Origin of the sequence: Flavobacterium marginilacus, assembly GCF_026870155.1 — a bacterium.
Classification (GTDB): domain Bacteria; phylum Bacteroidota; class Bacteroidia; order Flavobacteriales; family Flavobacteriaceae; genus Flavobacterium; species Flavobacterium marginilacus.
Genome location: NZ_CP113975.1, coordinates 4,158,300 through 4,172,058, shown reverse-complemented (window position 1 = coordinate 4,172,058; position 13,759 = coordinate 4,158,300). Strand labels below are relative to the sequence as shown.

The 13,759-nt window shown below is 34.3% G+C and carries 12 protein-coding genes; 9 read left to right on the top strand and 3 right to left on the bottom strand.

Going from position 1 to position 13,759, the window contains the following annotated elements; all coding sequences use genetic code 11:
• Positions 1-42: 42 nt before the first annotated feature.
• Positions 43-1,743 carry a lysine--tRNA ligase gene (gene lysS / locus OZP07_RS17275; RefSeq protein WP_281636077.1) on the bottom strand — a complete coding sequence of 567 codons (1,701 nt, stop codon included), beginning with the start codon at positions 1,741-1,743 and terminating at the stop codon, positions 43-45.
• 334 nt (positions 1,744-2,077) lie between these two features.
• Between lysS and OZP07_RS17270 the strand changes: the two genes are divergently transcribed.
• The 4 genes from OZP07_RS17270 to OZP07_RS17255 all read left to right on the top strand — a co-directional run bounded on the left by OZP07_RS17270 (position 2,078) and on the right by OZP07_RS17255 (position 4,971).
• Positions 2,078-2,818: a hypothetical protein gene (locus tag OZP07_RS17270; RefSeq protein WP_281636076.1), complete on the top strand. Its 741-nt coding sequence runs from the start codon at positions 2,078-2,080 to the stop codon at positions 2,816-2,818.
• A gap of 123 nt (positions 2,819-2,941) precedes the next feature.
• Complete coding sequence (locus OZP07_RS17265; RefSeq protein ID WP_281636075.1) at positions 2,942-3,694, top strand: hypothetical protein; 753 nt, start codon at positions 2,942-2,944, stop codon at positions 3,692-3,694.
• Positions 3,695-3,699: 5 nt separating this feature from the next.
• The gene (gene lipB, locus OZP07_RS17260) at positions 3,700-4,413 is read left to right on the top strand and encodes a lipoyl(octanoyl) transferase LipB (protein ID WP_281636074.1); all 714 of its coding nucleotides are present in this window, start codon (positions 3,700-3,702) and stop codon (positions 4,411-4,413) included.
• Positions 4,414-4,785: 372 nt separating this feature from the next.
• On the top strand, positions 4,786-4,971 hold the full coding sequence (locus tag OZP07_RS17255) for a hypothetical protein (protein ID WP_281636073.1): 186 nt from the start codon (positions 4,786-4,788) through the stop codon (positions 4,969-4,971).
• A gap of 48 nt (positions 4,972-5,019) precedes the next feature.
• On the opposite strand, the gene rnhB is transcribed toward OZP07_RS17255, so the two are convergent.
• The gene (rnhB, locus tag OZP07_RS17250; RefSeq protein ID WP_281636072.1) at positions 5,020-5,682 is read right to left on the bottom strand and encodes a ribonuclease HII; all 663 of its coding nucleotides are present in this window, start codon (positions 5,680-5,682) and stop codon (positions 5,020-5,022) included.
• 730 nt (positions 5,683-6,412) lie between these two features.
• On the opposite strand from rnhB, the gene OZP07_RS17245 reads away from it, so the two are divergent.
• The 5 genes from OZP07_RS17245 to OZP07_RS17225 all read left to right on the top strand — a co-directional run bounded on the left by OZP07_RS17245 (position 6,413) and on the right by OZP07_RS17225 (position 12,025).
• Complete coding sequence (locus OZP07_RS17245) at positions 6,413-8,383, top strand: putative porin (protein WP_281636071.1); 1,971 nt, start codon at positions 6,413-6,415, stop codon at positions 8,381-8,383.
• A 120-nt stretch (positions 8,384-8,503) separates the two neighbouring features.
• On the top strand, positions 8,504-9,865 hold the full coding sequence (locus OZP07_RS17240; RefSeq protein WP_281636070.1) for a pyridoxal-phosphate dependent enzyme: 1,362 nt from the start codon (positions 8,504-8,506) through the stop codon (positions 9,863-9,865).
• Positions 9,866-9,890: 25 nt separating this feature from the next.
• Positions 9,891-10,373 (top strand): 3'-5' exonuclease, encoded by a 483-nt coding sequence (locus OZP07_RS17235; protein ID WP_281636069.1) that lies wholly within the window; start codon positions 9,891-9,893, stop codon positions 10,371-10,373.
• Positions 10,374-10,474: 101 nt separating this feature from the next.
• Positions 10,475-11,746, top strand: coding sequence for a DUF2851 family protein (locus tag OZP07_RS17230; RefSeq protein ID WP_281636068.1), 1,272 nt, complete (start codon positions 10,475-10,477; stop codon positions 11,744-11,746).
• A 51-nt stretch (positions 11,747-11,797) separates the two neighbouring features.
• A complete protein-coding gene (locus OZP07_RS17225; RefSeq protein ID WP_100841929.1) occupies positions 11,798-12,025 on the top strand; it encodes a PspC family transcriptional regulator in 228 nt (75 codons plus the stop codon).
• Between the two features lie 76 nt (positions 12,026-12,101).
• Here the strand turns inward: OZP07_RS17225 and OZP07_RS17220 are convergent, their stop codons facing one another.
• Positions 12,102-13,580: an amino acid permease gene (locus OZP07_RS17220; protein WP_194640758.1), complete on the bottom strand. Its 1,479-nt coding sequence runs from the start codon at positions 13,578-13,580 to the stop codon at positions 12,102-12,104.
• Positions 13,581-13,759 lie beyond the last annotated feature (179 nt).

The following is a 13,759-nucleotide window of genomic DNA, read 5'->3' as shown; positions in this document are numbered from 1 at the left end:
TTTTTGGACAGCCTCTTTTCATATGATTTTCGGAATAAAACCTTACTCCACCAATTCCACAAACTTAAACTCACCTTCAACGGCAACTTTTGTCAAACCGTGTTTAGATAAATTTTTCATCGACGCATCCCATTTTTTACCGCTTAAATTCGCGGTAATTTTTAGCTGCTGCAGATCCATTTTATTTTCATTTCCTTTCAATAAATCAATGATAAATTTCTCTTCGTCTGATAATTCAACGGTCTGTTTTTTCTCCGGACGCATCTGCGGAAACAATAAAACCTCCTGAATTGAAGCATTATTGGTTAAATACATAATTAAACGATCCATTCCAATTCCCATTCCAGATGTTGGAGGCATACCATACTCAAGAGCTCTCAGGAAGTCTTCATCGATAATTCCGTTTGCTTCATCATCACCTTTTGCAGCTAAACGCATTTGGTCTTCAAAACGCTCTCTTTGATCAATCGGATCATTCAATTCAGAATAGGCATTTGCAATTTCTTTACCGCAGACCATCAATTCAAAACGTTCAGTCAAGTCTGGATTATCGCGGTGTTCTTTACAAAGCGGCGACATTTCTTTTGGATAATCTGTAATGAAAGTCGGCTGAATATAATTGCCTTCGCATTTTGCGCCAAAAATCTCATCAATCAGTTTTCCTTTCCCCATTGTTTCGTCAACTTCAATGCCCATACCTTTGGCAGCTTCGAACAGTTCAGCTTCTGTTTTTCCTGAGATATCAAAACCTGTAAAATGTTTGATAGAATCTGTCATGGTAACACGTGCATACGGTGCTTTGAAATTGATTTTATGCTCACCAAAAGTAACTTCGCTAGTTCCATTCACAGCAATAGCACAATGTTCAAGCAAGCCTTCAGCAAATTCCATCATCCAGTTGTAGTCTTTGTAGGCTACATATATTTCCATTGCGGTAAATTCAGGATTATGCGTTCTGTCCATTCCTTCATTACGGAAGTTTCTGGAGAACTCATAAACACCTTCAAAACCGCCAACAATCAATCTTTTTAAATACAATTCGTTTGCAATACGCATGTAAAGCGGAATGTCAAGCGAATTATGATGCGTGATAAAAGGTCTCGCTGAAGCACCACCAGGAATGGATTGCAAAACCGGAGTGTCTACTTCCAGATATCCAGCATCATTAAAATAACCGCGCATCGCAGTGAATAACTTTGTACGCTTGATAAAAGTTTCTTTAACTTGCGGATTAACAGTTAAATCCACATAACGCATTCTGTAACGCAATTCAGCGTCGTTGAAGGCATCGTGAACTTTTCCATCTTCATCCACTTTTGGCAATGGTAACGGACGCAAAGTTTTACTCAAAAATGTAAAACCGCTCACACGAATACATTTTGCACCAACCTGAGTCGTAAATAATTCACCTTCAATACCAATAAAATCTCCTAAATCGGTCAATTTTTTAAAAACCTGATTGTAAAGTGTTTTATCATCGCCTTCACACAAAACATCACGGTTCACGTACAATTGAATGCGTCCTTCGCTATCCTGCAGCTCAGCAAAACAAGCTTTTCCCTGATCTCTAACACTCATCAAACGACCAGCTGCAATCACCTTTTTACCTTCTTCAAAAGACTCTTTAATCTGCTTTGAAGTATGATTTACAGGAAAAAGATTGGCTGGATAAGGATTGATTCCTAAATTACGTAAGGATTGAAGTTTTTCTCTTCGGATGATTTCTTGTTCTGATAAGGCCATTATGTTCTGATTTTTAAGTCCGCAAAGATAACAAATTGATTGCAGATTTCAGAAAGCAGATTTTAGATTTTTTGGAGCACAAATTTTCTGTGTTTTCAGGAACATTTCTCCCGTCATTCGCTGCAATCTCTTGTGCCGAACCCCGGCACAAGAGGATTTTCACTCCTGCCGGGGCTATTTTACAAGTTTTGTTTTTCATAACCTCTCTGCCAAAGTAATAATTAGAGATTGAAAATGTTAATTATTTAAAAACAATAATGAAGGCTGCAGGAAAACTAATTAACTTCGATTTTCATGAACTCTAAATTTTAGAAAATTAACATATTGCAGTCAAATGAAAAAAGGTTTCTTATTACTCTTACCATTTCTAATCATAAGCTGTCAGGTAACAGAAACACTGCGCCTCAATAGTGATGGGAGCGGAACAATCGAAGTAACTAATTTGCGTGACGAAAACAGTTATATGCAGATTGCTAGAGATAATTACTCTAAGGAAAATATTTACAGAGACACAACTTATGTTTTTGGAGATTATATCAAAAAACACCAAGAAACGTTTTCCCGAACGCCAATTGCCGATCAAAGAGTGTTCTTGAAATATTCCGAAGTAAAAATTCATGTAAAAGCAAGTTCATACGATAAGGAATTCAGAACGGTCTATACACAGAATTTTCAAAAAGTGGCTGATATTGCTGATCTTACCAAAACAGACCATTATTTGGCTGACATTAAAAATAATTATGCATTAAGTGCCGAAGAGCATTATTATAACGTCTGCTACGATTACAACGGCAATCGTTTCCATCGAATCGTCACGGTTACAGATACACTGGAGCAAAAAAAGGAATTTGATAAGATTGAAAAAATGAAAGCTGAATACAAAGGCCGTAAACTAGTTCAGAATTATGTCCTGAATTACCATTTTCCTCGAAAAATTCAGTCGGTTTCCAATCCGCTTGCTAAAATTAGTGATGACCAAAAATCGCTGTCACTGCAGTTTCTTTTAGCGGATTGTCTGCAAAATCCGTTGAGCACAAATCTGGAAGTGATTTTAGAACCTGAAGCAGTAGATTAATGCCTTTTTGGTTTATGCTCTTTTAAGTCAGATTGCGATGAAATAGTTAAGTTTTTTTAAAATAAATCTGGAGTTAAAAGGTTTAAAATAGAGTTCGTATATTTGGAGAAAAATAATTCTGCAATGAAAATATATAAATTACTGTTTTTTACTTTTTTATTAACGGCGTTAACTAGCTGTACTTTCACTGAAAACATTTATATCAATGATAACGGAACCGGAAAATTTTTTATAGATGTAGACGGCTCTGCTTTTATGGGAATGGCTGGCGATCAGTTAGGAAGTCAAATGGGAGCTGGTGCCAAAAATGATATCGATTCTACTTTTACTTTCAAACAGCTGTTTTCTGAGAAAAAAGACAGCATTGCTAAATTATCGACAGAAGCTCAAAAAGAAATTAAAAAGCTGGAAAATTTTGTGGTAACGACAAAAATGAATGCAGAAAAAAAGCAGTTTTTAATGACTATTGCAACTGATTTTAAAAATGTGAATGAACTTCAGGATATTCTGCAGACAGCTGGGACACTGCAAAAACTTGAAGGAGGTTCAAGTATAAATCCTCTCGGCAGTGGTTTAGGAGATAATAACAGTAAATTAAGCTACACTTACGATGGGAAGAAGTTTTCTCGAAAAGCTGTAATTAATCAGCAAAAAGTGACTGAAAAGGTAAAAGATTCTGCAGCTGATATGTCAAAAATGATTTATTCATCGTCTAATTATATTATGAAATATCATTTTCCGAAAAAAATAAAGAAAATTTCTAATCCGAATGCTTTATTCAGCGATGACCGGAAATCAGTTACAATACAATACTCTTTCACGGATTATATGGAAAATCCAGATAAACTTAACTTTGATGTTGAGTTTGAAAAATAATTAAAATGAATAAAAAAATTCAGCTTCAAGATTTAGGAAATAAAGATTACAAAGAAACTTGGGCATACCAAGAAGAGCTTTTCAAAGGAATTGTCGATTTGAAAATTCAGAACAGAAGAGAAGAAACCACTCTTGAAACTCCCAATTATTTTCTGTTTGTTGAGCATCCTCACGTTTATACTTTAGGGAAAAGTGGTGATTTCAGCAATCTGCTTTTATCCGAAAAACAGCTGGAAGCCAAAGGTGCTGCTTTTTACAAAATCAACCGTGGCGGTGATATTACGTATCATGGTCCTGGACAGATTGTGGGATATCCTATTCTGGATCTGGAAAATTTTTTCTCGGACATTCATAAATACCTGCGTTTTCTGGAAGAAGCCATTATTCTTACTTTACAGGAATACGGAATAGAATGCGGACGAAGCGACGGCGAAACCGGAGTCTGGCTAGGAGCAGGTACACCATTCGCGAGAAAGATTTGTGCTATGGGTGTTCGTGCTTCCCGCTGGGTAACGATGCACGGTTTTGCTTTAAATGTTAATGCTGATTTGGGATATTTCGACAATATAATTCCATGCGGTATCCGAGGCAAAGCGGTTACTTCACTTAACGTTGAACTTGGAGTTGCAAAAGTGGATGAAGCCGAAGTGAAAGCGAAAATCTTAAAACATTTTACTCAATTATTCGAAGCAGAGTTTGTTGCTTTTAAACAGGTCTGAAAATAATAAGAGCCTGTTTAAATTTTATTTTTGAGATTTATTATTAGATGATTTTTGAGTGAAACTAGGCAAATTTTTATAAAATAGCAGAGCTATTGTATAAAAATTTAACGAAGTTGTAGCCAAAAAACGTCATAAGAGAGCTAATAAATAAAACTTAAACAGGCTCTAAGTATAAATTTTTTTAGTTTTCTTTTTAATTTGTTGAATATCTGCTCTATATTAATAAATTAGATTGATGCCAAATTTACAACTGCCGGCGGACGTTATTATACGCTTGTAGATTTTGAAGCTTCTAACGATGCAGGTTATGAAATCAAGGATGATGCCAATGCGTTTAGTAAACAATATGATTCATATTTAAGGCTGGATGTGAAATTTGGAATTAAATTCAACAGCAAAAAGAGAAAAAGATTCCATCTGTTTTATGTTGATTTAAAAAATGTAACCAATCATACCAATGTTTTTCAGTTAGAATATAACCGATTGACCAATAAAATAGATCAAAAAGACCAGATTGGTTTTTTACCCGATTTTGGATATAAATTTCAGTTTTAGATTTTAATAAATGGGCTTGTCGATTTTGGATAAGTCTTTTTTTATTGTTTAAAAAAGATTCAGTTCCAACTGTTCGGGCAATAATCTGAAACTCATTCGGTGGTATTTCGTCGGGCCATATTTTTTGATTGCTTCACGGTGTTCCTGCGTTGGGTAGCCTTTGTTTTTTTTCCAGTTATACATTGGGAATTCCTCGTGAATTTTATCCATATATTCATCGCGGTAGGTTTTTGCCAAAATAGAAGCTGCTGCAATACTTAAATATTTAGAATCCCCTTTGATGATACTTTGGTTGGGAATAGATTTCAATAATTCAATTTCCGAGTTAGAGAATTGTTTTCCAATTTTATTTTTCAGTCCCAATTTGGCATTCAATGCTCTGTTTCCGTCTACAATTATAAATTCCGGAATTTGGGATAATTTCAATATACTTTCCTGCATTCCTTTCATCGAGGCGTTTAGGATGTTTATTTCGTCAATTTCCTCTGGATGCAGATGAGTTACTGCAAAGGTAATGGCTTCCTGCTCGATAATTGGTCTGAGTTTCTCTCTTACTTTTTCGCTTAATTGCTTACTGTCGTTTAGAAAGGCATTTTTAAAATCGAATGGCAGAATTACAGCTGCAGCAGTAACCGGGCCTGCAAGACAACCGCGTCCCGCTTCATCGGTGCCGGTTTCGAAAACAAAAGAAGAGAAATTATTTTGAAGCATACGGATTGAAGTCTATTTTGTACTGCAAATATTGTGATTTTTTTTTGATTTTTGAAAAAGGCAGTAAGCAGTACATGGCATTCGCATTTTAAAAAAGATAAACACGAATTTCACCAATTAGCACTAATTCTTATCAAAATTGAAATCAAATTTTACAGTTTCGAATATTTTGTGTAATTAAATAGCAATCTTAATTCGTGCTAATTAGTGTAATTCGTGTCAGAAACTTTTAAAAGCTAATGCCGTGTAAGCAGTATTAAAAGATGAAAAGCTTATTGATTAATATGACTGTACGCAAATATTACTATGTGTTTTTTTTGCCACTGATTACATGGATTCTCACAGATTTCATTACTGTTTATTTAAAAATCTTTGTAGTCAGTGGCTAATTCGATCAGTTTGGTATTAGTTAAGGATAGTTATATTGATTAATGTTTAAAACTTTCTAAGTCACTGCTGAGACGCGAGAAGGATAGAAGCAATCCGCCACTGCGGAGCGTATAGCCTGACAGCATACCGGTAAAAGGGCGTATATCCGTACAGTGAAATAGCCCTTTTATTGGGATGGTGGCTCGCCCAGATTATTTGGAAATGAAAAGTTCTGGTTTGTAAAAAAAATATGTGTTAATGTTTACTTTATAAATTGGAGTGTTTTTTTATTTATACGTTTTTATCCTTTACCTTTGCTGGATATATCTGTAAAATAAATGCCTAATTATAACCGTTTCAAATGAGGATTTTCTTTTCTTTAATTTTTTTAGCTTTTCCGATTCTCCTTTTTTCACAGAAAAACAAACAGGTAAATAGTGCTAAAGAAATTGATTATAATAGTAAATACAATTCTTCGGACTCCATAAAGAAGAAGAAAGCGCCAGAGGCAACATATGATATGTACCAGTTTATTTCACTGAGCCGTGATACTACTTATATTGATACTACTCAGTCTATCAGAAAATCGTACAGTCATAATTATTTAAGAAAAGATAATTTTGGGCTTTTGTCATTTCCAAATATCGGACAGACATACAATACGCTGCAGTATGGAATGAATGGTTTTTCGCCTTATCCGGAATTTGGTTTTACGGCAAGACAGTTTAATTATCTAAAAGTTAATGATATAAAATATGCAAATGTTGCTACGCCGGTGACTGAACTGTATTTTAAATCTACGATTCAAAGAGGACAGTCAGCTGATTCTTATTTTTCATTGAATATTTCTCCAAGGCTAAATTTTTCGATTGCTTATAAAGGATTGCGGTCGAAGGGAAGGTATATCAATCAAGAGACCAAATCGGGGAATTTTAGATTCACAACAAGTTATAATTCCAAGGACGGGCGATTTATTGCAAATATGCATTATACTTCACAGAAGCTTCAAAATGAAGAAAATGGGGGAATCAGTAATGTAAGCGATTTTACCAATGGTGACTCTTCGTTTGATAATAGAGAGCGGTTAGGAGTATACCTCGAAGATGCGAATTCGGTATTGAAAGGAGGACGTTTTTTCTTTGATCAGGCCTTTAGAATAAATCCTAAAAAAGGAGATAACAATTTGTATTTTACCAATCAGTTTAATTACGAAGAAATATATTACAACTACAAACAGCAGACAATTGCATCAAATGTTGGCGGTACTCTTGTGAGCCGTTTTGGTGAATCGTTTGTGACTGGTGGAATTGATGATATTACGAATTATAATAAAATGTATAATAAAGTTGGAGTTGTATATGAGAATATGATGCTGGGCTCTTTTACTTTTTTTGTTGACGATCTGCATTCTAATTATTTTTACAATAATATTTTGTATTTAGATAATGGAAATACGGTTGGTAATCTGTTAAGTCAAAAAATTAACACGTTTGGCGGTCAATATAATTATCGTAAGGACAAATGGAATGGTAAATTTTTATATTCTAAATCGATAACAGATCAAAATTTATATAATATTGATGCTTCGGCTGTTTATGACTGGAATGATGAAAATCAGTTATCATTTCGTTACCAAAGCATGAATAAGCTGCCAAATAATAATTATAATTTATTTCAAAGCAGTTATAAAGAATACAACTGGTCTAATGATTTTGTCAACGAAAAAATAAATTCTATCAGCGCCAATGCGGATACCAAATGGGTTTCATTGTCAATGCAGCTGAATACCATAAATGATCATTTATATTTTGCCGATGTCACTACTGCCACACAAAGGGAAGACAGCATGCAGATTGTCGCTCCTAAGCAATATGGTAAAGCAATTAATTATGCTTCGCTAAAGGCAGCTAGAGAGTTTGTTTTTGGGAAGTGGGCATTGGATAATACTTTATTATTTCAAAAAGCAGATCAGCCGGATAATGTTTTGAATGTTCCTGAATTTGTTACCAGAAACACTTTGTATTATACTAATTATATGTTTAATAGGAAGTTATTTTTCCAGACAGGTATTGAATTGAATTATTTTACAAGCTATTACAGTAATGTTTATAATCCTGTAATTGGTGAGTTTTTTGTGCAGGACAGAGTTAAAATTGGTAATGCTCCTCTTCTTGATTATTTTGTAAATGTTAAGATACAGCGTACGAGGCTTTATTTGAAAGCAGAACATTTTAATTCGCTGTTTTCGAAAAATAATTATTTTTCAGATCCCAATAATCCATATCGTGACTTCTTAATTCGTTTTGGATTAGTTTGGAATTTCTTTAATTGATTTTTTGTAACAAAATCAATTTAAAAAGTTATTTCAAATAAAAAAATACACTAATTTTACTTCCATACGAACTATATAGAAATGCTATAGTTTAAGTTGTAACTGCTGAAAAATAACTAAATGGAATACTCAGAAAATATATTAGGGACTATTGGGAATACGCCGTTGGTGAAACTCAATAAAATAACTGCAGAAGTGAATGCTTTGGTTATTGCCAAGGTAGAGACATTCAATCCGGGAAATTCGGTAAAAGACCGTATGGCAGTAAAAATGATTGAGGATGCCGAAGCTGATGGCCGTTTACAGCCAGGCGGAACAATAATCGAGGGGACTTCCGGAAATACAGGAATGGGACTTGCGCTTGTAGCAATTATTAAAGGATACAAATTAATCTGCGTGATATCCGACAAACAATCCAAAGAAAAAATGGATATTCTTCGTGCAGTTGGAGCCAAAGTAGTGGTCTGCCCAACTGATGTAGAACCGACCGATCCTCGTTCTTATTATTCAGTTTCCAAAAGACTGGCTGAAGAAACGCCAAATTCCTGGTATGTAAATCAATATGATAATTTATCCAATACTTTGGCTCATTATGAGCAGACAGGTCCTGAAATCTGGAAACAGACTGATGGCAAAATTACTCATTTTGTAGTTGGGGTTGGAACTGGCGGAACTATTTCGGGCGTTGGTAAATTTTTGAAAGAAAAAAATCCTAACATCAAAATCTGGGGAATTGATACTTATGGCTCAGTTTTTAAGAAATATCATGAAACTGGAATTTTTGACGAAAATGAAATCTATTCTTATATAACTGAAGGTATTGGTGAAGATATTCTGCCGAAGAATGTTGACTTTTCATTGATTGATGGTTTTACCAAAGTAACTGATAAAGATGCTGCAGTTTATACCCGGAAAATCGCACTCGAGGAAGGAATTTTTGTTGGGAATTCTGCTGGTGCTGCGATAAAAGGTTTGTTACAGTTAAAAGAACATTTCAAGCCAGAGGATGTTGTGGTGGTGTTATTTCATGATTCGGGAAGCCGATATGTGGGCAAAATGTTCAATGATGACTGGATGCGTGAAAGAGGTTTCTTAGAGGAAGAGGTTACAACGGCAGAAGATGTAATCAAAGATCATATCAATCAGCAATTGATTCTGGTTCGAACCGAAGAATTGGTTTCGCATGCGATTGACCGTATGCGCAAGTATGATATTTCACAAATCCCCGTTGTTGATATCAATGGATTTGTGGGTTCTGTTGATGAAACGGATTTATTTCGAAGTTATGTAGCCGACAAAAATGTTGCGGATAAGCCAATCAAAGAAGTGATGGGAAAACCTTTTCCGGTGGTAAAATTGAACACTTCTATTGAAGAGGTTTCTAAATTATTCACCAAAGGAAATGATGCCGTATTAGTGGAGCTTAATAATGGAAATCATCAGATTATTACAAAGTCAGACATCATTAGATCAATGAAATAATTTTTTTTTTAAATTTTAAATTTCCATGACTTTTACGGCAATAGATTTTGAAACTGCAACTGCTTATCATCCATGTTCGGTTGGAATAGTAATGGTTGAAAACGGGGTGATTGTTGATGAATTTGTAACTTTGATTAAGCCCCCAAATAACGAGTATAATCCGTTTACAATTAAAGTTCATGGTATTTCACCTAGAGATACCGCAAATGCCAAAACCTTTATCGAAGTTTTTCCCGAAATTCAAAAAAGGATTCAAAACAGAGTTGTAGTAGCACACAATGAAAGCTTCGATCGGAATGTTTTGATTAAATCAATGCTCCTGTATGGCTTGAACTACGAAGATTTAAATATTGGTTCGCGTTGGGAATGTACGGTGAAGATATATAAATCTAAAGGATTAAAACCAACAAAGCTTAGTGATTGCTGTCGTGTAATGAATATTAAGCTAAACCATCACGAGGCATTATCGGATGCCAGAGCTTGTGCTGAATTGTATTTATTGAAATAAACTCTTTCAGATTATCTTCGAAGCTGTCTTTTTTTAATTTTGTAAGACAAGTTGTTGGTTTTTTTTATTACTTTAGTTTAAAAGTCTAACAAATCTGAATTATGAAAGAAGATTTTCTCCACTACCTTTGGAAATTTAAAAAGTTTGATACTTTAAATCTAAAAACCTGCTGTCAGGAGGAAATCACAATTAGTAATTCGGGTCAGTATCTCGAATTGGCAGGGCCTGATTTTTTTAATGCACAAATTACCATTGGAGATCAAAAATGGGCAGGAAATGTAGAAATTCATGTCAAATCATCTGATTGGTATATTCACCATCATGAAAGAGATTCAGGTTATGAAAATGTAATTTTGCATGTAGTCTGGGAACATGATTCTGAAATTTACAGAAGCAACAATTCCGAAATACCAGTTCTGGAACTTAAAAATTATGTTAGTTCAGAAACAGTAAATAGTTATCAAAAATTACTATCGCCAAAATCTTGGATTTTTTGCGAAAAGCAATTAAAGGAAATTCCTCAATTTACTTTAATTAATTGGCAGGAGCGTCTTTTTTTTGAGCGCTTGGAAAGAAAGTCAAAACCAATTTTGGAATTGCTGGAATTAACCAATAATGATTGGGAAGCGGTTTTGTTCTGTCTGTTGGCAAAGAATTTTGGTTTGAATACTAATGGTGAAATATTTCTCAAAATTGCTCAGTCAATTCCGTTTTCTGTAATCCGTAAAGAATGTTTTGAAGTAGAGAATCTCGAAGCATTATTGTTTGGTTCCGCAGGATTGATGGATAAAGAGAAAGAAGACGCCTATTTCAAAGATTTAAAATTCAGGTATTTTTATCTCCTTCATAAATATCAAATTGATAAAAACAGTATCGAGCCTGTACAGTTTTTTAAACATCGTCCTGATAATTTTCCCACGATCAGGCTTTCGCAATTAGCTGATTTATATCATAAACAGCAAAATTTGTTTTCTAAAATATGCGAATTGAATTCACTTGAAGCTATATATGAAATTTTTGGTGTTTCGGCTACGTCCTATTGGCAGACTCATTATCAGTTTGACAAAGAAAGTTCCAAGAAAAAGAAAGCTTTAACAAAATCTTTCATTGATTTAATTATCCTAAATACTATTATTCCGCTTCAATTTGCTTATGCCAAAAGTCAGGGAAAAGAAGATTCGGAAGATTTGATTACTATGCTGAATAAAGTTGAGGCTGAAAAGAATTCAATCATGGAAAAATTTAGTTCCTTTGGATTAAAACCAAAAAATGCGTTTGAAACCCAATCATTATTACAGCTCAAAAATGAATACTGCAGTAAGAATAAATGTTTAGATTGCGCTATTGGGTTAGAATTATTGAAAAAATACTGATTTGCCGATTCGGAAATTTTGTATTTTTGTAAAAATCATAACTTAAAAAAAATGCGGGCAGTAATACGGTTGAAATTCTTTTTAGAAAAATATGGCTTTCATGTGTCATCACGTTTGGCAGATAAATTAGGGATGCGTGTAACAAACGTCCGCTTGTTTTTTATTTATATTTCTTTTGTAACTGCTGGTTTAGGATTTGGAGTTTATCTTACTTTGGCTTTTTGGATTAGATTGAAAGACTTAGTCCGTGCTAAACGAACTTCTGTTTTCGATTTGTAGAAAATTAATTCTAGAACATATAAAAAGGGTCATAAAGTATTTGCTTCATGACCCTTTTGTGATTTTATTTTAAATTTTATATTTCTGGATTGTTCAATTTACTGTTTTTCTTACCATAAGAAAAATAGAAAATGACGCCTATAGCCATCCATGCAAAAAGTCTCAGCCAATTTGTCCAGCCTAGACCGTACATCATAGCACAGCATACGAATACTCCCAAAAGGGGTACGAAAGGTACTAGCGGAGTTTTAAACTCTCTGATCATGTTTGGTTCTTTTTTTCTTAAAATAATAACAGAAATACATACAAGAACAAAAGCAAATAAAGTCCCAATACTTGTCATGTCTCCAACAATATCTCCTGGAACAAATGCTGCAAACGCTCCAACAATTAATAGAATTACTAGATTCGCTTTATAAGGAGTTTTGTATTTTGAATGCAGATCACTAAAAGCTTTTGGTAATAATCCATCTTTACCCATAGAGTAAAAAACTCTTGACTGTCCTAATAACATTACTAAAATAACGGATGAAAAACCTGCTAATATGGCAATAGTTACAAATTGTGCAAGCCAGTTATAACTTTCTCCCATAGCATGAATAATCGCATTGGCTACTGAAGCTTCTTTACCGCTGGTTCTAAAAAACTCAACTGGTTCAAGCCCTGTTAATACATGACCAAAAAGAATATATAAAATGGTACACACTGCTAAAGATCCTAAAATACCAATTGGCATATTTTTTTTAGGGTTAATCGTTTCTTGTGCAGCAGTACTCACAGCATCAAATCCTATGAAGGCAAAGAAAACCGTACCAGCTGCTCCTAATATTCCCATTATGCCTCCATAGGCGTGTCCTACACCGTGTTCATCAGTGAAAACATCTGTAGGAGGGATATAAGGTGTGTGGTTCGCTGGATTTATGAAATGCCATCCAACAACTATAATTAATATAACAATTAAAACCTTTACAACAACAATGATAGCATTTACAACTGCTGATTCATGTATTCCTTTTATCAATAGTAAGCTTATTACGGCAACTATAAAAAGAGCAGGTAAATTTACTAAACCATGTTCTCCTGTTACTGATGTTTGGAATGGCGAATGAGAATAGGCGTAAGGTATTGGATCCATATGCAGTACGTTTGTGAGTAAATTGTTTAAATATTCACTCCAGGCGATTCCTACGGTTGCAGCTCCCACTGCATATTCAAGAATTAAATCCCAGCCGATAATCCAAGCTAAAAATTCCCCCATAGTTGCGTATGTGTATGTATAAGCACTTCCGGAAATGGGGATAGAAGAAGAAAGTTCTGCGTAACACAATCCTGCTAATGCACAGCCTATAGCGGCAACAACAAAGGCAATTGTTACAGATGGGCCAGCACTTTGTGCCGCTGCGGTAGCTGTTCTTACAAACAATCCAGCTCCAATTATAGCACCTATACCTAATGCAATTAAAGACCAAGCGGTTAGTGTTCTTTTTAATCCTTTTTCAGAATCAGCTGCTTCTGCTAATAGTTGAGCTAATGGTTTTCTTTTCCAAATAGACATGGTTTATGGTTTAAATGTTATTAAGTTCCAAATGTATCGTTTTTTGTAAAAAATAAAAACAATTATCGTCTTTTAAGTTATAAAAACTTTAAGATTTAAAAAATAAGAGGTTTTGTTTTTGTTTATGTATTGATATTTAGTGTGTTGTAAATTTATTAAAGATGTAATAAATTGATATT